The organism is Bradyrhizobium sp. AZCC 1577, assembly GCF_036924575.1.
GTDB lineage: Bacteria > Pseudomonadota > Alphaproteobacteria > Rhizobiales > Xanthobacteraceae > Bradyrhizobium.
On sequence record NZ_JAZHRQ010000001.1, the window covers coordinates 1903713 to 1923682 of the forward strand.

At 61.9% G+C, this 19970-nt stretch carries 23 protein-coding genes and 2 pseudogenes; 17 read left to right on the forward strand and 8 right to left on the reverse strand.

Annotation, left to right across the window (positions count from 1 at the left end):
- Positions 1-248: 248 nt before the first annotated feature.
- From V1278_RS08895 to V1278_RS08935, 10 genes are all read left to right on the forward strand, one after another.
- Positions 249-503 (forward strand): hypothetical protein, encoded by a 255-nt coding sequence (locus tag V1278_RS08895; RefSeq protein WP_334380359.1) that lies wholly within the window; start codon positions 249-251, stop codon positions 501-503.
- Positions 504-676: 173 nt separating this feature from the next.
- The gene (locus V1278_RS08900; protein ID WP_334380360.1) at positions 677-1612 is read left to right on the forward strand and encodes a LysR family transcriptional regulator; all 936 of its coding nucleotides are present in this window, start codon (positions 677-679) and stop codon (positions 1610-1612) included.
- The gene (locus tag V1278_RS08905; protein ID WP_334380361.1) at positions 1609-2346 is read left to right on the forward strand and encodes a peroxiredoxin-like family protein; all 738 of its coding nucleotides are present in this window, start codon (positions 1609-1611) and stop codon (positions 2344-2346) included. Before V1278_RS08900 ends, V1278_RS08905 begins: the two co-directional genes overlap by 4 nt.
- A 450-nt stretch (positions 2347-2796) precedes the next feature.
- Complete coding sequence (locus V1278_RS08910; protein ID WP_334380362.1) at positions 2797-2925, forward strand: hypothetical protein; 129 nt, start codon at positions 2797-2799, stop codon at positions 2923-2925.
- 104 nt (positions 2926-3029) lie between these two features.
- A complete protein-coding gene (locus V1278_RS08915; RefSeq protein ID WP_334380363.1) occupies positions 3030-3824 on the forward strand; it encodes a gluconate 2-dehydrogenase subunit 3 family protein in 795 nt (264 codons plus the stop codon).
- A 303-nt stretch (positions 3825-4127) separates the two neighbouring features.
- Positions 4128-5594, forward strand: a complete 1467-nt coding sequence (locus tag V1278_RS08920) for a GMC family oxidoreductase (RefSeq protein WP_334380364.1) — start codon at positions 4128-4130, stop codon at positions 5592-5594.
- Positions 5595-5620: 26 nt separating this feature from the next.
- Entirely contained in the window at positions 5621-5995 is a 375-nt protein-coding gene (locus V1278_RS08925; protein WP_334380365.1) for a cytochrome c family protein, read from the forward strand.
- A 291-nt stretch (positions 5996-6286) separates the two neighbouring features.
- The gene (locus tag V1278_RS36860; protein WP_442894621.1) at positions 6287-6541 is read left to right on the forward strand and encodes a GNAT family N-acetyltransferase; all 255 of its coding nucleotides are present in this window, start codon (positions 6287-6289) and stop codon (positions 6539-6541) included.
- A gap of 108 nt (positions 6542-6649) precedes the next feature.
- The gene (locus V1278_RS08930) at positions 6650-7225 is read left to right on the forward strand and encodes a cytochrome P460 family protein (protein WP_334380366.1); all 576 of its coding nucleotides are present in this window, start codon (positions 6650-6652) and stop codon (positions 7223-7225) included.
- A 165-nt stretch (positions 7226-7390) separates the two neighbouring features.
- Complete coding sequence (locus tag V1278_RS08935) at positions 7391-7936, forward strand: DUF1993 domain-containing protein (protein WP_334380367.1); 546 nt, start codon at positions 7391-7393, stop codon at positions 7934-7936.
- A 372-nt stretch (positions 7937-8308) separates the two neighbouring features.
- On the opposite strand, the gene V1278_RS08940 is transcribed toward V1278_RS08935, so the two are convergent.
- Positions 8309-9814: an MFS transporter gene (locus V1278_RS08940; protein WP_334380368.1), complete on the reverse strand. Its 1506-nt coding sequence runs from the start codon at positions 9812-9814 to the stop codon at positions 8309-8311.
- A gap of 342 nt (positions 9815-10156) precedes the next feature.
- On the opposite strand from V1278_RS08940, the gene V1278_RS08945 reads away from it, so the two are divergent.
- The 3 genes from V1278_RS08945 (at position 10157) to V1278_RS08955 (ending at position 12529) form a co-directional block, all read left to right on the forward strand.
- Positions 10157-10774, forward strand: coding sequence for a cytochrome P460 family protein (locus V1278_RS08945; RefSeq protein ID WP_247831842.1), 618 nt, complete (start codon positions 10157-10159; stop codon positions 10772-10774).
- A 185-nt stretch (positions 10775-10959) separates the two neighbouring features.
- Positions 10960-11478, forward strand: coding sequence for a hypothetical protein (locus tag V1278_RS08950; protein ID WP_334380369.1), 519 nt, complete (start codon positions 10960-10962; stop codon positions 11476-11478).
- A 133-nt stretch (positions 11479-11611) separates the two neighbouring features.
- Positions 11612-12529 carry an NADP-dependent oxidoreductase gene (locus tag V1278_RS08955; RefSeq protein WP_334380370.1) on the forward strand — a complete coding sequence of 306 codons (918 nt, stop codon included), beginning with the start codon at positions 11612-11614 and terminating at the stop codon, positions 12527-12529.
- Positions 12530-12569: 40 nt separating this feature from the next.
- Here the strand turns inward: V1278_RS08955 and V1278_RS08960 are convergent, their stop codons facing one another.
- A complete protein-coding gene (locus V1278_RS08960) occupies positions 12570-12785 on the reverse strand; it encodes a hypothetical protein (RefSeq protein WP_334380371.1) in 216 nt (71 codons plus the stop codon).
- A 32-nt stretch (positions 12786-12817) separates the two neighbouring features.
- Here V1278_RS08960 and V1278_RS08965 point away from each other — a divergent pair.
- From V1278_RS08965 to egtD, 4 genes and pseudogenes are all read left to right on the forward strand, one after another.
- Positions 12818-13084, forward strand: a pseudogene (locus tag V1278_RS08965) (glutathione S-transferase N-terminal domain-containing protein); the annotation flags it as partial.
- A gap of 5 nt (positions 13085-13089) precedes the next feature.
- Positions 13090-14526, forward strand: coding sequence for an MFS transporter (locus V1278_RS08970; protein ID WP_334380372.1), 1437 nt, complete (start codon positions 13090-13092; stop codon positions 14524-14526).
- Positions 14527-14616: 90 nt separating this feature from the next.
- Positions 14617-15030, forward strand: coding sequence for a cupin domain-containing protein (locus V1278_RS08975; RefSeq protein WP_334380373.1), 414 nt, complete (start codon positions 14617-14619; stop codon positions 15028-15030).
- 94 nt (positions 15031-15124) lie between these two features.
- Positions 15125-16078, forward strand: a complete 954-nt coding sequence (egtD, locus tag V1278_RS08980) for an L-histidine N(alpha)-methyltransferase (protein WP_334380374.1) — start codon at positions 15125-15127, stop codon at positions 16076-16078.
- Positions 16079-16166: 88 nt separating this feature from the next.
- On the opposite strand, the gene V1278_RS08985 is transcribed toward egtD, so the two are convergent.
- The 6 genes and pseudogenes from V1278_RS08985 to V1278_RS09010 form a co-directional block, all read right to left on the reverse strand.
- Positions 16167-16448, reverse strand: coding sequence for a DUF427 domain-containing protein (locus V1278_RS08985; RefSeq protein WP_334380375.1), 282 nt, complete (start codon positions 16446-16448; stop codon positions 16167-16169).
- A gap of 56 nt (positions 16449-16504) precedes the next feature.
- Positions 16505-16698, reverse strand: a pseudogene (locus V1278_RS08990) (peptide-methionine (S)-S-oxide reductase); the annotation flags it as partial.
- 53 nt (positions 16699-16751) lie between these two features.
- On the reverse strand, positions 16752-17201 hold the full coding sequence (gene msrB, locus V1278_RS08995; RefSeq protein WP_334380376.1) for a peptide-methionine (R)-S-oxide reductase MsrB: 450 nt from the start codon (positions 17199-17201) through the stop codon (positions 16752-16754).
- 286 nt (positions 17202-17487) lie between these two features.
- Positions 17488-18033, reverse strand: coding sequence for a carboxymuconolactone decarboxylase family protein (locus tag V1278_RS09000; RefSeq protein ID WP_247831835.1), 546 nt, complete (start codon positions 18031-18033; stop codon positions 17488-17490).
- Positions 18034-18072: 39 nt separating this feature from the next.
- Positions 18073-18690 carry a nitroreductase family protein gene (locus tag V1278_RS09005; protein ID WP_334380377.1) on the reverse strand — a complete coding sequence of 206 codons (618 nt, stop codon included), beginning with the start codon at positions 18688-18690 and terminating at the stop codon, positions 18073-18075.
- Between the two features lie 197 nt (positions 18691-18887).
- Positions 18888-19805 (reverse strand): NADP-dependent oxidoreductase, encoded by a 918-nt coding sequence (locus tag V1278_RS09010; protein ID WP_334380378.1) that lies wholly within the window; start codon positions 19803-19805, stop codon positions 18888-18890.
- Positions 19806-19970: the final 165 nt, after the last annotated feature.

Sequence of the window (19970 nt, forward strand, 5' to 3'; positions counted from 1 at the left end):
ATCGGGACACTGCTGCGTTCGGTTCATCGTCGGCCTGAACTGTATCCACTAATGGTGGATCCCAGAGTGGAAGGACGCTTTTCCCGACGCCGACGTTTACCTCGCGCCACGCATTGGGGAGCTCCCGAGGGGCCGCATCCCATTCGAAGACCTGCCGCTCGCAGCCGACGCAGGCTATTCTTGGGACACAGAGATGGCCACGCTTCCGATACCCGGCAGCTACATGACGGAGGTGGAGTTCTTCCATCGTGCGAGCCGCACGCTCGTTCTCACCGAACCTGCTGGCGAATCCTGAACCCGGGAAAGTCAATCGCCTGTTGCTGTTGTTGCTCAAGTCGATCGGCGGCATCGCACCGCCGTACAGCGGCGTGTCGCGTGATCTGCGGCTGAATTTCACGTGGTGGCACAGGCACGAATTGGCTGTGCAGACGATGCTGTCTCGGGAACCCGAGCGCATCATCTTCGCGCACGGCCGTTGGGACGAGCAAACGGCACCCCACTGATCCCGGTTCTCGCCTACCTCGCCGCATTGGCTCGGCTCTCAGAGATTCCAGAAAACGTATCCGTGCGTCCAAATCACTAGGCCGAGCCATTCCAACGTGTGCATGCAAGTTGCATCTACGCCCCATGATTGCGGCGTGCTCGTCACGTCGTCGAGTGCCACGGAGAACAACTCATGGAGCTTCATCAAGTTCGCTACTTCCTCGCCGTCGCGTCCACACTCAACTTCACCCGCGCAGCCGAGCAGTGCAATGTCACGCAGCCCGCCCTGACCAAGGGGGTGCAGAAGCTCGAGCAGGAACTTGGCGGCCAGTTGATCTACCGCGAACGCCAGCTGACGCAGCTCACCGACCTTGGAAAGGAAGTCCTTCCGATGCTGGCGCGCACACTGGCCTCGGCAGAGGCGGTGCGTCGGAGGGCCCAGGAGTTCCAACGCAAGGACGTCGCGCCACTGAAGATCGGCCTCGCCCCCTCCATCTCGGCGTCGCTCGTCCTCGATCCGATCGCGGAGATCGCAAAGTTCGTCCCTGGACTTCACGTCGAGCTGCGCGAGGGCGCAGCGGCGAAGCTCGTCGACCTCTTGCTGGAGGGGGAGATCAACGCCGCAATGGTCGGGGACGTGCAGGACATGCCCGAGCGCATCGACGACTGGTCGCTGTTCGAGGAGCGCTACGTCGCGGTTCTCGCGCCGACACACCGGCTCGCAAACCGTTCCTCCATTGGCATCGACGACCTCCGTGAAACCATCTTGCTCGAACGCGCCGAATGCGACGTCGCCCGGAAGATCCAGCGGTTGTATTTCGCCGAGGAACCGCCCCGCCTCGGCCACTGCAGCGGTCACGACTTGCACCTGCAGCACCTGGCCGCCGCTGGCTTCGGCGTGATACTGGCGCCCGAGCACATGCCGCGCCTTCCGACGCTCAAGACCATTCCGCTCGAAGGCGACCCGGTTTCGCGGGAGGTGCGGCTACTGGCTGTGCAGGGGCGCCGCTACTCGCCGGCGCTGGACGCTTTCGTCAAGGTCGCGCGGCTTCGCGACTGGTCGTTCGAAGTCTCCGACCGGGGCGTGCCGCACGCAACGGTCCCGGAGGTGGCGAGGGCGCCCGCATGACCACGACACGCACGCCGGCGGCCAGCCGCTTCCAGCCAATCGATCCGCAGCCTGACGACACCTCACCGATGCCAAACCAGACCGACAAGACACTCGCCCAGATTCGTACCGAGCTGTTGACGACGTTCAGCGCCGCGGACTGGGAGTCATACAACCACCTCGTGGGCTGGCTGCGCGACGCGGACGCGGCATCGCAGGCGTTGAAGGTCGGAGACGACGCGCCGGACTTCCTCCTGCCGGACGCCGACGGCCGTCTCCACTCCTCCGAGCAGCTGCGCCGCAACGGCCCCCTCGTTCTGAGTTTCTTCCGAGGCGGCTGGTGTCCGTTCTGCACCGCTGAGCTGTGCGCCCTCCAGGCCGCGAAGGACGAGTTCGAGAGCGTCGGCGCGACCCTCGCCGTCGTGACACCCGAGACGAGGGACTTCCCGCGGCAGCTCAAGCGGAGCCTGGGCTTGGACCTGAAGGTGCTCTCCGACGTCGACTACGGCGTTGCCATGTCGTATGGCGTGTTGTTCCGGGTGCCCGACGAGACCAAAGCGCACTATTCCGGGCTAGGCTTCGACTTCGGCGCCCGGCACGGATCACCGGTGTGGATGCTGCCCATTCCCGCGACCTACGTGATCGACGCGGAAGGCCGGATCTGCAGCGCGTTCGTCGAGCCCGACTTCACGCTGCGGGAGGAGCCGGCGCAAATCTTGGCCTCGCTGCGCCAGGTCGCCTCCACGTCCTCGTGAGGGAGGTAGAAGGGGGAAAGCGACATCCGGGACAATCGGGCAATGAGCCGGTTTGAAACGCCCCTCGGCGACGGTGCGCTCGCGTACCGCAAGAGCTGTCGGGCCAGGGGTACGGATCGCGGCTGGCCCATGGCGTCTTCGAAGCGTTGCGACGCGACGGGATAAAGAGTGATCGCGAAGTGCCCTTCATGTACGCGGCCCGGCACCCTGAGTACGGCGCGCTCCTCGACGGCTGACCGCGGACCGACGGGTCCCACACGCGTACAACGCTTTTGGACGACGATACCCCATGCCTATCGAATGCATGTCCAAAGGGAATTTCTAATTTCGTCGGCTGCGTCCGATCCTGAGGTCCACTGGGCCGGCTGAGCACACGCGGTCGCCTCGACAAGGATCAAAACTATTGTGGCGAGCCGCCGTGCCGCGCGCGGGCAGCAAAGGAGACCCCCCATGAAATTACCGAGGACTGTCGGCTTGGCTGTCGCCGTCTCGCTGGTCGCCATCACCGTGGCTGCGCTCGCGCAGATCAGCGGAGCGGCTCAAGCCGGCCCGACCGCGAACGCGCGTCAGACAGACTGAGCTCCGGATGAGGCGACTCGAGTTTCCGCCACACAGAGGGGGCGCCTCGCACATGGATGATCACGCAATTATGCCGCGATCAAAAAAAGTGGACTGCAACTCCGATGACCCATGATCCAAGCGACAAGACCTTCCATCCGAGCCGTCGAGGCCTTCTCGGCGTTGCCGCTGTCACGGGCGCTGCTTCGCTGGCTCCGGGTGTTCTGATAGGAACCACCGCGGCAACCGCGGCTCTCGCGGAAGCATCCGAACCGGCCTCCTCCCGATCCGTGGATGCTTCCGCGAGTACTATCGCCGCCAAGTTGCCGTCGCCCGTGCCCGGCTATCTGTCTTTCGGCCCCGACGAAGCAGGTTTCGTCGAAACAATGGTTAACGTGATGTGTCCGGCTGACGCGCTGACGCCGAACGGGGTCGATTGCGGGCTTGCGGTCTATATCGACCGACAGCTCGCCGGCGGTTTCGGCGAGGGCGCACGGCTTTACATGCGCGGCCCCTGGCAGGAAGGCACACCCGAGCTCGGCTACCAGTTGCCGCTCACGCCCGAACAGTTCTTCAAGGCGGGCCTCGCCGCCGCGGATACGGCCTGCCAAAAACAGTACGGCAAGCGTTTCAGTGAAATGGACGAGAGCGGCGCGGACAAATTTCTTCAAGAGCTTTCCGGCGGCAAGGTGACGGATGAGCGCGTACCACTCGGCTCGTGGTTTAACAAACTCGTCTACCCCTTGTTCGTCGAGGCCTGTTTCGCCGACCCGATCTACGGCGGCAATGTCGGCAAGGTGTTCTGGAAGGCGATTGGCTATCCAGGTCTCCCCGCGGTTCACGCGCAAGACATGATCGATTTCCGTGGCAAGCCCTTCCCTGGTGCGGCCGATCCGAAATCCATCGCCGACTTCGCCTAAGAGGGTATCATGGCTACACGCTTGAAACATCGCACGGTCGTTTTCGTTGGCGGAGGATTTACGGCGGCGCTGGCTGCTCGCCAGCTGACAGCAAAGGGCGTCGATGTCGTCGTCCTTGAACGTGGAATCGACCGCACCCATACCGCCGCAACAAGCCTGCCATCGCAGCGCGACGAACTGCGCTGGGACGTCCATGGTGATCTCTTTCAGGATTGGTCCGTCCAGACCTACACGCTACGCCATGACACTGGCGGAACGGCGCTGCCGATACGGCGCCTCGAGGCCTTCAAACCGGGCGAAGGGATGGGCGGCGCGGCCAATCACTGGAACGGGCAGACTTGGCGCTGGAGCGAATCTGACCCCGTTTTGCGCACCCACCTTGAGAACCGGTATGGAAGGAAGGCCATTCCAGTTGAAATGGCGATCCAGGACTGGGGCGTCACCTATGCCGAGATGGAGTCCTATCACGATCAGTTCGAAAAGCTGTTCGGCATTGCCGGTAAGGCAGGAAATCTACGTGGCAAGGTGCAGGAGGGCGGAAATCCGTTCGAGGCACCGCGGCAGAACGAGTTTCCGCAAAAACCTCTGCCTATCACGGAAGCAGGCGCGATCTTCAGCGAGGCAACCAAAAAGCTAGGCTACAAACCTTTTCCGATGCCAGCGGCAAATTCGCCGGAGGCCTACACCAACCCCGATGGCATGCAGCTTGGTCAATGCCAGTTCTGCGGCCATTGCGAGCGCTTCATCTGCGAAGCCAACGCCAAGGCGAGCCCCGAGGTCCTGCTCTATCCGATGCTGAGAAGGCGCAAGAGCTTCGAACTGCGTCTGCAAACGCATGTTCTCGATATTCTTTATGATCGTAAGGCAAAGCGCGTGAGAGGCGTTCGCTACATCGATCGCATAACCGGCGAGGAGTACGAACAGCCCGCCGACGTCGTCGTACTTTCTTCTTTCACGATGTCGAATACCAAGTTTCTGCTGATGGCAGGGATTGGGACGCCTTACGATCCGAAGACTGGTCACGGGGTCGTCGGCAAGAATTTCTGCCACCAAACAATGTCCGGCACGCGTGTCTTCTTCAAGGACCGCTGGATCAACCCGTTCCTTGCTTCGGGTGCGTCACAGACCGTGATCGACGAGTTCAACGGTGACAATTTCGACCACAGCAATCTCGGGTTCCTTGGCGGCGGATACATCTACGCCAATGTGACTAACGGACGGCCGATTACGAGCCGAGCCGTCCCGCCCGGCACGCCGAAATGGGGCTCAGCGTGGAAGAAGGCCAACGCCGACTGGTACGCGCATAATTTTAGCATATCCGCGCATGGTAGTTGGTATCCGCATCGGGAGAATTATGTCGATCTAGACCCGACCTATGTTGATGCCTTCGGGCAGCCGCTTCTGCGCATGACATTCGACGTTCGCGAGAATGAGCGGAAGATGTCTGTATATCTCTCGAAGAAGATCGACGAGATCGCCAAAGCGACAGGCGCGGACATCGCGCCGCCGACGGCGCCCCGCAAGGGACCCTACGATAGCCAAGTCTATCAGACCACCCATGTCACCGGTGGTACGATCATGGGAAGCGACCCCGGCACCAGTGTTGTCTCTCCCCATCTGCAACATTGGGATGCGGAGAACCTCTTCGTCGTCGGTGCTTCCGTCTATCCCTTCAATGCCGGTTACAACCCGACGGGACCGTTGGGGGCGCTCGCGCTCAGGCTCGGCGACGACCTCAACCATTACATCGAACGGCCGCGCCACCTCTAACCCCGCACACAAAATGGAGTTTAGCAATGAAGAACGCGGGAAAAGTCGGGGCGTTTATCGCAGTGCTCATGCCGGGCTTAGTCGGGAGTCCCGGCTACGCACAGGATGCGGAGCATGGGAAGAGCGTCTTCAAGGCCTGTGCGGCGTGCCACGCCACGGATCACGCCAATCGGGTCGGTCCGGGGCTGGAAGGAATTGTCGGTCGGAAGGCGGGTACAGTTCCCGGCTTTCGCTACAGTAACGCGATGAAGAATTCCGGCATCGTCTGGGATGACAAGTGGCTTAATGCGTATCTGGAATCGCCCCAGAAGGCCGTCCCCGGAAACAGGATGCCCTATCCTGGCCTGAAGGACGTGACGGATAGGGCGGACCTCGTTGCCTATCTTGCTACGTTGAAATAGCGACTCGCCTAGCGGGCGTCAGCAAGACGCCATCCTCCAGCAGCCGTGGGCCCGCGTCGCCGCGGCGGAAGGGTAAGTCCGCGCATCGAGCCGCGAATCCACAATCCGTCGCCGTTCGTCCAGACATACGGCTCGTGCCGTTTGCCTGGGCTGTGGCCCGCAGACCATCGAAGGCGGGCCTGCAAGGCTCGGCCGCCGCTGATGAGGGTGGGAGGCAGAAGGTGGAAAGCGACATCCGGGACAATCGGCAATGAGCCGGTTTGAAACGCCCCTCGGCGACGGTGCGCTCGCGTGCCGCAAGAGCTGTCGGGCCAGGGGTACGGATCGCGGCCGGCCCATGGCGTCTTCGAAGCGTTGCGACGCGACGGGAAAAGAGTGATCGCGAAGTGCCCTTTCACATCCTCCTACGCCGCCCGTACAGCGCTCCTCGACGGCTTATCGCAGACGGACAGGACGCCGGCGCGCACAGCGCTTCTGGATGACCATACCCCACGCCTATCGAAAGCATGTCCAAACGGAATTTCTAATTTCGTCGGCTGCGACTGATCCTCGCGTCCGCTGGGTCGGCCAAGCACACGCGGCCGCATCGACAGCGATCGAAACCGTTGCGCCGAGCCGCCGCCGTGCCGCGCGCGGGCAGCTAAGGAGACCCCCATGAAATTCTCGAGGACTGTCGGCATGGCCGTTGCCGCTTCGCTGGTCGCCGGCACTGTAGCGGCGCTCGCGCAGATGAAAGGAGCGGCTCCCGTCAATCCGGCAGCGAAGGTGGTGGACGCCGCCGGACACCTGCGCGTGCCGGAAGACTACCGAACCCTATACCAAGCGCTCGGCACCTGGGCGATTGCCGCCGACAGCGGCCAAGGCTCGAAGGAAATGCACACCGTCTACGTATCCCCGGGGGCGATCGACGCCTACCGGAAGACGGGGCACTTCCCGGACGGCGCCGTCCTGGTGAAAGAGGTCTTCGAGACCTCGACGAACGAGTTGACCACCGGCACGGTAAGTCACGCCGACAAGCTCAAGGGCTGGTTCATCATGGTGAAAGACAGCAAGGGAACGCACCCCGGCAACCCGTTGTGGGGCGACGGGTGGGGATGGTCGTGGTTCGACGTGGACAAGCCGCTCAAGACCACCTCGACGGACTACCATTCCGATTGCCAGGGTTGCCACGTGCCCGCCCAGAGCACGGACTGGATTTACGTGAACGGATATCCCGTCCTGCGTCAGTAGGCGGCCGCAAGCGTGGGCGCTACTCTCGCGACGGCTTTCCGGAGATCCAGTGGCGAATCCCGCGAGCCGATGCGGGCAGCCGGAAGATTGAAGGGCTCATTGTGACCATTCGTTTCGGTTATCGACCTTTCCGGTGCGACCGACGTTCAAAGTACAAACGAGCGCATGGAGGTCGGTGTGTCCTTCTCGGTCTACGACATCACGGTCCCTGTCATGGTGCATGGACTGAACGTGATGGACGACTATCTCGACTACGCGCAAGCGCTCGAGCGGACCAAGGGGTTTGAGCCTGGGAGGATCCTTCGCGAGCGGCTCGCGCCCGACATGCTGACTTTCGGAGAACAGTTCTCCGTAAGCTGCAACAAGGTGGACGCGCACATTGCGAAGTTGATGCAGCGCGACCGGCCAGCTCCCCGTAACATGCCGATGATGTACCTGGCATTGAAGGGGCGGCTCCTTGAGACGCGCGGTTTCCTGCAAAACGTGCAGCCGGACGAGATCGCCGGCGCGCAGTCCCACACATACGAGCTGACGCCGCCTATCGAGCGCGGGTGGTTCGGCGGCGACGACTACATCCGGCACCTGGTGCTGCCCGACTTCTTTTTCCACATCTCGATTGCGCACGCGATTCTTCGGCACCTCGGAGCGAAGATCGGGAAGCGCGACTACCTCGGCAACCTCACTCAGCAGAGCGGCGGTGACTACTCGTGAGAAGCGGGCGCGGTGCGCAGTTGGCCGAGGCCTTCAACACGGAAGGCAAGTTTAGGGAACGCCGATAGTGAGCGAGTTGCGAGAGGTCATTGGTCGCGCTGCGAAGCGAAGCGGACTCGAGGCTGGAGGCGCGAATTGCATGAGTTTCCATGAGACGCTTCGGCGAGACAACGACACGCATATGATCGACCTACTCGCGAGCGGGATTGCTCACGACTTTAATAATAGATTGCAGAGCATGGCCAGCGCCCTCAACCTGATACGCGTGCGCGTCGCCGCGGGGTGCACGTCTGACCTCGGTTCCATAGAAGTTGTGGAACGGCATTAGTTAGCGCCGGAAAGCTCGCGCATCGCCTCATGACCGTTGCGCGTCTAAGCCCCTCCTGAGCCGACCGCTTTCGCCGCGGCCGACGTCGGGGTCATTGAGGCTGTAACGGCGCCGCCGATCGAGGTTACGGCGGCTACGGCGAGACCGACTTCGAAGCCAGACCCGAAAGACGCGACACCGGCGGCCAGTGCCACGCCGGCAAGCTGCGCAATCCTGCTCGCCGCATTGTTGATGCCGGAGGCGAGCCCTTCGTCTGTCTGGTCAACGCTTGACATGACGGACGCGGTGAGCGGTGCCACGAGCACGGCGAAGGACAGGCCCAGCAGCGTCATGGGTACGATCACGCCGAGCATCAAGGATTCTTTTTGGCCGAGCGCCATCCAGATATAAGCAAGCGCCGCACCAGCAGGCCCCGCGATGAGCATGGTCCGCGCCCCAATCTTGTCCGCCAATCCGCCGAACAAGCCCGACAGGAGCCCGATGCTAAGCGCGAAGGGCAAGAATGCCAACCCGGCATCGGTCGCTGGCAAGCCGCGGCGGTCGATGAGGTCAAAGGGGAGCAGGAAGAACATGATCGAAACCGCCCCATAGATCATCAGTGTCGCGACGTTCAGCCCGACGAAGGCGCGGTTCTCCACCAGGCGAGGCGGCGTCATCGGGTGTTTGCTTGTGCGCTCCCAGAACGCATAGGCGGCGAGCCCGACAATGCCGAGCCCGGCGACGATCGCGAGCACCGTGCCCGGCTGGGCTGGAGCGTCCGCCGTGGCCTGAGCTTCACCGGGGCCGACCTGGCTGAGCGCCCAGGCGAGCGCGCCGAGCGCGGAAGCCAGGATCGCGGCGCCAATCACGTCGAATCTGCGCTGCATGCGGCCATCTTTGGGCGCGAAGATCAGCAGAGCTCCTACCGCGACGACGGCGATCGGCGGGTTGATCCAGAACACCGATGGCCAGCCGAAGGTCTCGGTCAGCCAGCCGCCCAAGACAGGGCCTCCGGCGGTGGTGAGCGCCGATGCCGCGGCCCATATGCCGATCGCCCGGTTCCGCTCCGCGCGCGGATACGTGGCCCCGATCAGGGCGAGGCTGGCAGGGGTGACGATCGCCGCGGCCGCTCCTTGCACGATGCGGGCAGCGATCAGCCAACCGGACGAAGGCGCCATCGCGCAAGCCGCGGATGCTAAACCGAACAGGACACAGCCGAGCGCGAGCATGCGCGCCTTGCCATAAACATCCGCGAGCGCGCCGCCGATCAATGTGAGCGAGGCGAGCGCCAGCATATACCCATTGAGAACCCATTGAACGGAGGCGAGGTCCGCACCGAAGTCGGCGCGCAATCTCGGCAGCACAACGGGCAGCGCTGTCGCATCGATAAACGCCATCGAGGACGCGAGCACACAGGCGGCGAGCACCATGCCCCGGCGGCGAGGCGGCGCTTCCCGCCCGAGCTCTCGCGGGCAGGCTTCGGCATCGATAACACCGCGGCCGCAAGGTTCTACAAACGGCTGCGCCTCGTGGCGACAAGCCCGGCGTCCCCAGTTTGTAGGAGTGGTCATTTGCAGTCTCATTTTGGGTTGTAGGCGCTTCTGACAGCGGTCTCACACCGTGGCGGTTGAACCCCTGCGAGGGAAATCACCTCTAGCCATGAAGTCGATAGACGATCGTTATCGCCTCGCCGCGCGGCGTGGTGCCGTCGCGGCCTGCACGCTTGCCTTGATCTACGAATGGCAGAGGGGACCGTCGCAGCAGTATTCCCCGCTGCTATGGAAACTATTCATGTCGGCTATTGGAAAATCTCGTCCCGCGCTGCGATCAAAGGGTACCAATGTCGCAGATTTCATCGAGTAACGCCCAGGGCAACCTCGACATATCACTCACTGGCGTGGAGAAAAAAAGGTATGGTAATGGAGAAAAAAGGTAGGCGCCTTACCCTACTGATCGCTGGAGCGGTTTTCAGCGCGGTTGCTATAACGGCTGTATTCGCGCAGTCTGAATCCAACAACGGCAGCGCACCGACGAGGAAGCGCTATCTCCCCGAATATACCGCGTCGGGCGACTTGATCCTGCCGAAGAATTTCAATGAGTGGGTGTTCGTCGGCTCACCGCTCACTCCCAACGCGCTCAACGGCGGGAAGGCCAATTTTCCTGAATTTCACAACGTCTACATCGAACCAGGCTCATACGAGATCTACAAGAAGACAGGTGAGTTCCCAGAGGGGACGATCTTCTTCAAGGAACTACAGCTGACGCTCCCAGCCCAGAACCCGGACGGATCGCGCACCGAGGCCTCCGGGCGAGGCTTCTTCCCCGGAAAGCTGAATGGCGCGGACGTTACGGTCAAGGATAGCAAGCGCTACGCCGACACCGGAGGCTGGGGTTACTACAACTTCAATCACCACGAGCCGAAGGCACCGACAGCCAAGCTGCAGCCAAAGTCGGAATGCGCGTTCTGTCACATGGCGAGCGCTAAGAAAGACGACGTCTGGACCCAGTTCTATCCGCTGCTGGACAAATGAAATCGTCAAGAACGCTACCGGTTCACCCAGACAGGGAACAGTGCCATGAGGATCGTCGCTGTCTTGGGCGTCGCCCTGGCAGGATTGTTTGTGATTGGCCCGTCACTGCCGACAATGTCGGCAACGGCGCGCTCACAGTACCGATCCCCAAGATTCCTGCGCCAACCCACCCGTAGGATTGCGCCATGATGGCAACAACCGAAACGCTTCGCAGCGTCCTGCGCACTTCGCGTGGCCAACCCATCCTCAAGCTGCAATCTGCGGAGCAACGAGCTTCTCTTGCCCTCGATCTTCTTTCGCTGGGAAGCCGCGCGGCGCTGGGGGTCTCGTTCCTGTTGTCGGTTAGCGACCGGCTCGGGTTCTACGGCAATCCGGGCGAGGGCGGAGTTTCCTGGGGAACATTCGAGCGATTTTTGGGCTACACGGCCAAGGTAAATGCATTCGCACCAGCATGGATGATACCCTTTCTCGGCACAGCCGCGACGGTGCTGGAACTCCTATTTGGCGTTACGCTGGTACTCGGACTCGCGCTGCGGTGGGCGGCTTTCGGCAGCGCGGGCCTGCTCTTCCTATTCGGTTCAGCCATGGCCATCTCGTTTGGGATCAAGTCGCCATTCGACTACTCTGTATTCGCTGCGATGTGCTGCGCCCTATTTCTGGGTCTCGCCGGCTCGAATCGATGGACCGTCGACTCTTTACTATGATGCTCCAAGGGCAAAGCGCTCTTCCACTTTCGCTTTCGGAAGCTACCCATGGCCGCGGCATGAGATGTCGAACGGGCCTTTGTCGCTGGAACATACCCAGCAAAGAGACAAGTAACCGAGGAGGCAATTTCGTATGAAGGCCATCGTCGTAACGGACCAGGCTGCGGGAACGGCAGGGATGACGCTCGTGGAGCGGTCCGAGCCGCAGGCGGCGATCAACGACGTCGTCGTTCAGGTTCATGCGTCGGGATTCACCTCGGGTGAGCTGACGTGGCCCTCGACCTGGACCGATCGCCTCGGCCGTGACCGAACACCATCGATTCCCGGGCAGGAGCTGGCCGGAGTGGTCACCGCCCTCGGCTACGGCACGACGGGGCTGTCAGTGGGACAGCGAGTGTTCGGCCTCTCGGACTCGTACCGCGGCGGCACCCTGGCGGAGTATGTGGCCGTCGAGGCACGCAACCTCGCGCCGCTGCCGGGGGACGTCGACTTCACGGTGGGTGCGAGCGTGGCGATGCCGGGCCTGACCGCATGGCAGGGACTGTTCGTGCACGGTCGCCTTCAGGCAGGGCAGAACGCGCTCGTGCACGGTGCGGCCGGCGCAGTCGGGTCGATGGTGACGCAACTCGCACGATTGGCCGGCGCCTACGTCATCGGCACCGGACGTGCCGCCGATCGTCAGAAGGCACTCGACTTCGGCGCGCAGGAATTCGTCGACCTCGAGAACGACGTCCTCGAAGACGTCGGCGGAGTCGATCTGGTGTTCGATGTCATCGGCGGCGACATCGGGAAGCGTTCCGCGCGCCTGATTCGAGCTGGAGGAACACTGGTGACCATCGCCGGGCCGACCGAGGCGCGGCCCGCCGACGGCCTGGCGATCGACTTTGTTCTCGTGTCCGATCGCGCCCAACTGGGTGAGATCATCCAGCGGGTGCGGGACGGACGACTGCGGACGAACATCGGCAACATCGCGACCCTCGACGATGCCGTCGCTGCTTTCAATCCGACCAAGCGGAGCAGCGGGAAGACGATCATCCGCGTTCGTCCGTAATGAACTTGGGAGGGCGAGCGGTTCTGTTCTCTTCGTGGGTCTACGTCGCCTTTTGGATCGTGGCGATCGTCTCGAGCGTCGCATTTGCAATCTGGCTGGTCTCGTGGGTCATTAACGTCGACACAAAAATCACCGCGGAACCGAGGTCGTCGAAGCCGCGAACAAGCGTGTACCGCGGCCGTATCGTTTCCTGTTTTTGGCTTCGCCTGCGGGCCAGCTCGGCGCGCATCCGGGAGGAGGATTCGGCCATGTCCATGCAGCTCGGCCGGCTCGTCTAGGAGCAAGAAAGTGACGCTCGATCATCCGATTTTCACGCGCTGGCCGGCGCAGTACCCTGATCGGCTGCAACTCTTTTCCGCCCCGACGCCCAATGGGGTGAAGGTCGGCATCATGCTCGCGGAAACGAGCCTCGAGTACGAGCCGCACCGGATCGACATCTTGGCGGACGAAAGCCACGACTCGGCCTTCCTCGCGCTCAACCCCAACGGCAAGATTCCCGCAATCTACGACCCCGACGGCCCGAGCGGCACGCCGCTCGCGCTGTTCGAATCGGGCAGGTCGTGAACAGCGCGTCCCTGATCCTGACCGACAGCGGCCTGGCGCTCTCCGAGCCTAAGGCCGTCGGCGCGCAGGGCAACACCAAGGTGCTCGCCGCGTCGAGCCTAGGCAGCTGCCTCGTGTTCGTCAGCAGCGCCGTCGTCACGGTCGCGCTTGCGGCTATTGGCCGAGACATGCGCCTGTCGCCGCCCGAACTGCAGTGGGTGATGAACGCCGAACTCCTGCCGCTGGCGGCCCTCACCTTGGTCGCCGGCGCTCTGGGTGACCGGTTCGGACAGAAGCGTATCTTCCTCGGGGGGATAGCTCTCTACGGCCTGGGCGCGGCGGCGATTGGTTTCGCGCCGAGTTTCGCGCCGCTCATCGTCGGCCGCTTCCTGCAAGGCGTGGGCGAGGCCGTGATCCTGCCCAACGGCCTTTCCGTGCTCGGGCAGGCCTTTCCCGCCGACAAGAAAGCCCGTGCGGTCGGCATCTGGTCCGCCGCCGCGGCTGTCGCCAGCGGCGTCGCGCCCGCGATCGCCGGCGCGATCCTCGATCACGGGTCCTGGCGGACAACCTTTCTCATGCTCCTGCCCGTCGTCGCCGGCGCGCTGGCCGTCGGCGCCGTGTGGATACCCAAGGACTCCCCGACCAGCCACGCCCGGGTCGACGTCGGTGGCGCGGTCCTTTCGATAATTGGGCTCGGCGGGCTGGGTGCGGGGTTGACCAGCCTGACCAACGGTTCCGGTCTGAACGTTTGGGTGCTCGTCACCCTGATCGTCGGTCTGGGCAGCTTAGCCTGCCTCATCGTGACCGAACGGCGATTAGGCGACAACGCCATGCTGCCCCCGTCACTCTTCGCCTCGCGGTCGATCGTCGGCGCGAACCTGTTCACCGCGCTCCTCTATGGAGCGTTCACGGTCATGCTAACCTTGATCCCGTTCGTGATGATCCGGGGCGTGCACCTGCCGACGCTGGTCGCGGGCCTGGCTTTCATTCCCCTGCAAGTGCTGATTATGGTCGTCTCGCCGTTCGCCGGCATGCTCTGCCGCCGGTTCGGCCGGCGCTTGCCATTGTTCGTCGGCGGCGCCGTCGTCGGCTTGGCATGCACCTTGGCACTCCGTGTCGATTCGAGCGCGACTTATTGGGCGGACATCTTCCCCAGCATCCTGTTGCTGGCGCTAGGCATGAGCCTGGCGATCGCGCCGTTGACGACCCTCGTCCTCACCTCAGTCGAGTCCGATCGCGCCGGAACCGCGTCTGGCGTCAACAGCGCGGTCTCGCGCGCCGGGTCGCTCTTCGCCATCGCCCTGCTCGGCGGCGTCCTGCAACAGGACGGTCCTCAGCTGTTCTCGGGATTCCACTTGGCGATGGCTGTCGCCGCGGTCGCCTGCGTTCTCGCCACGCTCGCGGTGTTCATTATCGAGCCGGGGCCCCATGTCGACTTCATCCCGAGAGACTGACCTGCTCGGTGTCCGTAATCAGCAGGCCGGCAAGGCCGAGAGGAAACAATGAAGAACGAAGACCAACCTATAGGCAGAAGGAGAAAGCCCATGAAGATCCGAACCATTATCGCCGCCACCTGCGTCGCCTTCGCCTTCTCGATGGCCGGCCCCATCTACGATAGCGAAGCGCAAACCGTCACCAAGAACTTCGAGGCGGCCATTCCCAATATCCCTGGGAAGTCGCTGCTCGCCCTGGAGGTCGATTACGCGCCGGGCGCGGCCTCTCCGTCCCACACCCATGCGAAGTCGGCGTTCATCTACGCCTACGTGATCTCGGGCGCGATCGAGTCGAAGGTGAACGACGGCGAGACGCGCATCTATCGGGCAGGCGAGAACTGGTCGGAACCGCCGGGCGCGACCCATTCGATCAGCCGCAACGCGAGCAAGACCGAGCCGGCAAAGCTGCTCGCTGTCTTCGTCCTCGACACCAATGACAACCCGCTGACGACGCCCGTCAAATAACATACTCGCTGCGCCAGGCAAGAATCCACGGGTGATGATATCGGCCGCGAGTTTACCGCGGCCGTTATCCGCCGTGTCACCGAAAGCGGAAATTATGCTTCACGTAAATAACAGCATCGACCTTGTTAAAAATGCATTTGCCCGAGACGTCGTCGGCGGACTATCCGCTGATGTGAAGACACTGCCGAGCCGTTGGTTATACGACGAGCGTGGATCTGCCCTTTTTGAAGAGATAACGAGGCAGGATGAGTACTATCTGACTCGAGCCGAAACGTCGATCTTGCGAGAGCGGCAGAGTGACATCGCCGATTTTGTAGAGTCTGGCACGATTCTCATCGAGTATGGTGCGGGGGCCGGCGTTAAGACGGAGCTTGTGCTGGCAGGGCTGCGTGACCCGCGAGGCTACGTTCCGATCGATATCGCCGATGCCTTCCTTGCAGAAACGTCGAAGAGGATCGCTTCGCGCTTCCCTGCGCTCTGGGTCCGCCCCATCGAGCGCAATTTCCTGGATGTATTTGAGGTTCCGTTTGATGGCTCCGGCGGCGGCAGGACTGGATTTTTCCCGGGCTCGACGATGGGGAATTTGAATACGATCGAGGCGAAGACCTTGCTTACGCAGATGGGGCGACATCTGGGCGACGACGGACGCGCCATCATCGGTGTCGATCTCCAGAAAAGCGTAGATTCGCTTCTGCGAGCGTACGACGACAGCGCGGGTGTGACTGCCGCTTTTAACCTCAACCTCCTTGAGCGGATCAACACCGAACTGGGCGGCGACTTCCGTTTAGAGCAGTTCAAGCACGTGGCGCGCTGGAACGAGATCGAGAAGGCCGTAGAGATGCACCTGGTCAGTTTATGCGATCAGCGCGTTACACTCTGTGGGCACACGTTCCATTTCAGAACGTCGGAAACCATCCACACTGAGAGCTCCCGAAAATATACTGCGGAGAGCTTCGAGCGGCTTGCCGCCTCTGGCGGATGGAGGGTTGCCGAGACTTGGCAGGATGCGGACGGGCTATTCGGCCTGTTCGGACTCATTCGCTGCTGAACAGCCGATCGTCCAATTGCTGTCCATTCATGCTGGCTGAATACATCATATTTGGGCGGAAAGTCGGGTGATGATGACGGTCGGCCGATTACCTAACATCCACACCTTTCCAGAATGCGATGTAGCCTTTGATGGCCGCTGCTGCGCCGGAGGGCTTGGCGTAATACCATGCTGCGTCTTCATTGATTTTACCGTCGACGATTAGCGAATAGTAGTTTGCAAGGCCCTTCCACGGACACCGGCTGGTCGTCGCGCTCGGCTTGAGATATTGCGTATTGACGGACTCGGGTGGGAAGTAGTGGTTGCCTTCGACGACAACGGTCTTCTCCGATTCCGCTAGCACTGTTCCGTTCCATGTCGCGACTGCCATTTCTCATTCCTTTCCATGCTATGAGTTCGAGCCGATACAATACGGGCTCGAACCGTTCGATTGGAGCGGTCATGGATCTGGAAGAAAAACCCGAGCAGATCCTGATAGGTCGTCTGGTAGGGGTGAAGATGATCTCGATCGCCTCAGCGTGGGTTTCACGATTGCGATATGCCGCATTCGGCAGGGCGCCACTGGAACAGAAGACTCTGGTCTACATGACGCCTGGACAGCGCCTTGTCAGTTTCTGCATTCCCCAGAAGCGTCCTTCCGGTAGGAATTGCGTGTTCAGTTTTGTAGCTATCGCTAGGCTTCCTGAGTAAAAAGTGTGAGGTATTCGCCATATCCCGCGCTCTCAAGCTGATCACGATGAATGAAGCGCAGAGACGCGGAGTTTATGCAGTAACGCAGACCTCCCTCGTCCCGAGGTCCACCAGGAAACAGATGGCCTAGATGACTGTCGCCGTGCTTGGAGCGAACCTCGGTGCGGATCGTTCCGTAGGACCGGTCGACTTTCTCGACGACGTTCGCCGGTTCCAGGGGCCTTCTGAAGCTCGGCCAACCGGTGCCACTGTCGAATTTATCAACGGATGCGAATAGTGGCTCGCCCGACACCACATCGACGTAGAGTCCCGGTTCTTTGTTGTCCCAGTATTCGTTCTGAAATGGTTGCTCCGTGCCGTCTTGCTGCGTGACCCGGTACTGTTCTGGCGTTAGCTGCGACACTGCCTCGGGACTTTTGTTGTATGCCTTCATCTTTCGACCTCCTTCGCCGCCAAGCGAAAAATAGGACGGCGAAATTCCATGGTCCAATGACCTGTGGCTATGGGTTCGATGCCATCGTAAGTGTCAGGCCGGCCGTCATGATGACAATCGGCAGCTTGTCACCCTTGGCTTTGGTAGAAAACCTTGCCGGCGCATATCAAAAGCTCGGACGCGTTTCCAAGAATCTTTCCTGCGTGCATCCGGGCTCCAGCGTTACGCTCGCATCACTTAAGAGCTCCGAGCACCATCAGAGATGGTCGATGCGATCGGATAGAGTTCAGATCGAGCCAGCCGGCGCAACGGCAGGAAAGTCCTTCACGGGATCGAACACGTTATTGAAAAAGTTCGTCAGGGAGTACATCGCCACCAGCGCGACGATTTCTATGACGTTCGCATCCGTGTAGCCGGCATCGCGGACGGCTTTTAGATCGGCGTCACTGATCTTGCCGCGCGTCTCGGCGACTTTGCGCGCAAACTGGATTGCTGCGTCCCGCTTCGGGTCGCTGGCATGGCCCTTCCGGGCGAGTATGATTTCATTGGCCGGCAGCTTGGCCATATGATCGGCCGTGAAGCTGTGAACCGTCAGGCAGTAGTTGCAGCCATTCACTTCGGAGACAGCGAGGCCGATGCTGTCACGCGTCTTCACATCGAGCGCCTTGCTCAAAGAGCCGAGCAGGGCGGCCCATGCGTTGAACGCGATGGGGCTTGCTGCGAAAGTCGCCATCATATTTGGGGTGAACCCGATGTTCTTGGTGAACATATCGAGGGTCGGTTTCGAATCGGCCGGCACCTGTTCCGGCTTCAGAGCCGCACATCTTGGCATCGTAAGTTCCTCCGCAAGTTATTGGTCTTGCAAACAAAATTATACGAGATCCAGCACATCGGCCACCGGACGGCGCGGCTTCTGCGGCCAGTTTCCTGGTCGCTCCGCCCCAATTGACAACAGCATGACCGGTACTTCGTCCTCGGCTAGTCCGAACTCGCGGTGCACCGCTTCGTCATCGAAACCGATCATCGGCGTCGAACCCAAGCCCCATGAACGGGCCACATAGATCATCGCCGCCGCGCCGAAGGTGCCGGTGCGTACTGCCTCGTCACGCTGGCGCTGCGGGTAATCCTTGTACAGATCGCGTGCGGGGATTTCCCAATCCGGTATGAGCTTTGCCGGCATGATGCCCGCTTCAATCACTGGTGCCAGGCGCTCCGGTACTACGCTGGAATCGGCCAACTGGCCGCAGACGATGAAGGTAACGGCTGCTTCGGTGATCGCAGGCTGATTCCAGGCGATCGGACTCAGCCGAGCCTTGGCTTCAGGCGTGCGTACGGCGATGAAGCGCCAGTTCTGCAAGTGGAAGGATGTCGGCGCGGTGGTTCCGATTCGCACCAGCTCGCGGATTTGGTCGTCGCTCAAGGTGGCGGCAGGGTCGTAATACTTGGTGGCGGTGCGGCTCAGGATACATTCGATGACGGCGTTGGTCATGGCGATTCCGTTAGTCATGGTGATGAGTGAACTGATAGGTTGAGGTACGAGCGTGCTTTCGCTCTCGTTGCTGGAAATGCTGCGGGGATGGAGCCCGTTCGACAACTCATGCCAGAGGCCATGGGTAGTTTTCCATGGTTGTCCCTGGCGCGTCTGATAAGACGCAGCCGGCCGCATGCATCGAAGGCGCGTGTCGTTCACGGGCGAACGCGGATGATCGTCTTCCCGTTGATCCGCTTGGTCTGGTTGAAGGCGGCGACGGCATCGTCGAGGGTCGCGATGTTGCCGATGTTCGTCCGCAGCCGTCCGTCCCGCACCCGCTGGACGATCTCAGTCAGTTGGCTACGATCGGACTCGACAACGAAGTCCACCACCAGGCCGTCGGCGGGCCGCACCTCGGTCGGCCCGACGATGGACACCAGTGTTCCTCCAGCTCGAATCAGGCGCGCGGAACGCTTGCCGATGTCGCCGCCGATGACATCGAACACCAGATCGACTCCGCCGACGTCTTCGAGGACGTCGTTCTCGAGGTCGACGAATTCCTGCGCGCCGAAGTCAAGCGCCTTCTGACGATCGGCGGCACGTCCGGTGCCGATGACGTAGGCGCCGGCCAATCGTGCGAGTTGCGTCACCATCGACCCGACTGCGCCGGCCGCGCCGTGCGCGAGGACGCTCTGCCCCGCCTGAAGGCGGCCGTGCTCGAACAGTCCCTGCCACGCGGTCAGGCCCGAGATCGGCAGGCTCGCGCCCACCGTGAAGTCGACGTCCCCCGGCAGCGGCGCGAGGTTGCGTGCCTCGACGGCCACATACTCCGCCAGGGTGCCATCGCGAGTCCAGTCCGTGAGGCCGAGCACCCGCTGTCCCACCGACAGACCCGTCGTGCCATAGCCGAGAGCGGTCACCACTCCGGCCAGCTCGTGCCCGGGGATAGACGGTGTGCGGTCACGGTTGAGGCGGTCGGTCCAGGTCGAGGGCCACGCCAATTCAGTCCCAACGAATCCCGATGCATGAACCTGAACGACGAAGTCGTTGATCGCTGCCTGCGGCACGGGCCGCTCCGCCAGCGCCATCCCGGCCGTTCCCGCAGCCTGGTCCGTCACGACGATCGCCTTCATCGTCCGCCTCCATGTGTGTGGTATGTTGTCATCTTCCGAATTCCTTTGCAGACGGGCGAAAATAGGACGGCGAAAACTCGATCGTCCAATGACCTTCGATTATGGAATCGATGCCATTCGACGCGGCGCGCAAAAATCAACGGTGCGGTACAAACATCTTCTTCT

Bases quoted from the DNA above. Each gene is read 5' to 3' on its own strand.
- V1278_RS08900 (WP_334380360.1), top strand. From the start codon at position 677: ATGGAGCTTCATCAAGTTCGCTACTTCCTCGCCGTCGCGTCCACACTC.
- V1278_RS08905 (WP_334380361.1), top strand. From the start codon at position 1,609: ATGACCACGACACGCACGCCGGCGGCCAGCCGCTTCCAGCCAATCGAT.
- V1278_RS08910 (WP_334380362.1), top strand. From the start codon at position 2,797: ATGAAATTACCGAGGACTGTCGGCTTGGCTGTCGCCGTCTCGCTGGTC.
- V1278_RS08915 (WP_334380363.1), top strand. From the start codon at position 3,030: ATGACCCATGATCCAAGCGACAAGACCTTCCATCCGAGCCGTCGAGGC.
- V1278_RS08920 (WP_334380364.1), top strand. From the start codon at position 4,128: ATGGGCGGCGCGGCCAATCACTGGAACGGGCAGACTTGGCGCTGGAGC.
- V1278_RS08925 (WP_334380365.1), top strand. From the start codon at position 5,621: ATGAAGAACGCGGGAAAAGTCGGGGCGTTTATCGCAGTGCTCATGCCG.
- V1278_RS08930 (WP_334380366.1), top strand. From the start codon at position 6,650: ATGAAATTCTCGAGGACTGTCGGCATGGCCGTTGCCGCTTCGCTGGTC.
- V1278_RS08935 (WP_334380367.1), top strand. From the start codon at position 7,391: ATGGAGGTCGGTGTGTCCTTCTCGGTCTACGACATCACGGTCCCTGTC.
- V1278_RS08940 (WP_334380368.1), bottom strand. From the start codon at position 9,814: ATGACCACTCCTACAAACTGGGGACGCCGGGCTTGTCGCCACGAGGCG.
- V1278_RS08945 (WP_247831842.1), top strand. From the start codon at position 10,157: ATGGTAATGGAGAAAAAAGGTAGGCGCCTTACCCTACTGATCGCTGGA.
- V1278_RS08950 (WP_334380369.1), top strand. From the start codon at position 10,960: ATGATGGCAACAACCGAAACGCTTCGCAGCGTCCTGCGCACTTCGCGT.
- V1278_RS08955 (WP_334380370.1), top strand. From the start codon at position 11,612: ATGAAGGCCATCGTCGTAACGGACCAGGCTGCGGGAACGGCAGGGATG.
- V1278_RS08960 (WP_334380371.1), bottom strand. From the start codon at position 12,785: ATGGACATGGCCGAATCCTCCTCCCGGATGCGCGCCGAGCTGGCCCGC.
- V1278_RS08975 (WP_334380373.1), top strand. From the start codon at position 14,617: ATGAAGATCCGAACCATTATCGCCGCCACCTGCGTCGCCTTCGCCTTC.
- egtD (WP_334380374.1), top strand. From the start codon at position 15,125: ATGCTTCACGTAAATAACAGCATCGACCTTGTTAAAAATGCATTTGCC.
- V1278_RS08985 (WP_334380375.1), bottom strand. From the start codon at position 16,448: ATGGCAGTCGCGACATGGAACGGAACAGTGCTAGCGGAATCGGAGAAG.
- msrB (WP_334380376.1), bottom strand. From the start codon at position 17,201: ATGAAGGCATACAACAAAAGTCCCGAGGCAGTGTCGCAGCTAACGCCA.
- V1278_RS09000 (WP_247831835.1), bottom strand. From the start codon at position 18,033: ATGCCAAGATGTGCGGCTCTGAAGCCGGAACAGGTGCCGGCCGATTCG.
- V1278_RS09005 (WP_334380377.1), bottom strand. From the start codon at position 18,690: ATGACCAACGCCGTCATCGAATGTATCCTGAGCCGCACCGCCACCAAG.
- V1278_RS09010 (WP_334380378.1), bottom strand. From the start codon at position 19,805: ATGAAGGCGATCGTCGTGACGGACCAGGCTGCGGGAACGGCCGGGATG.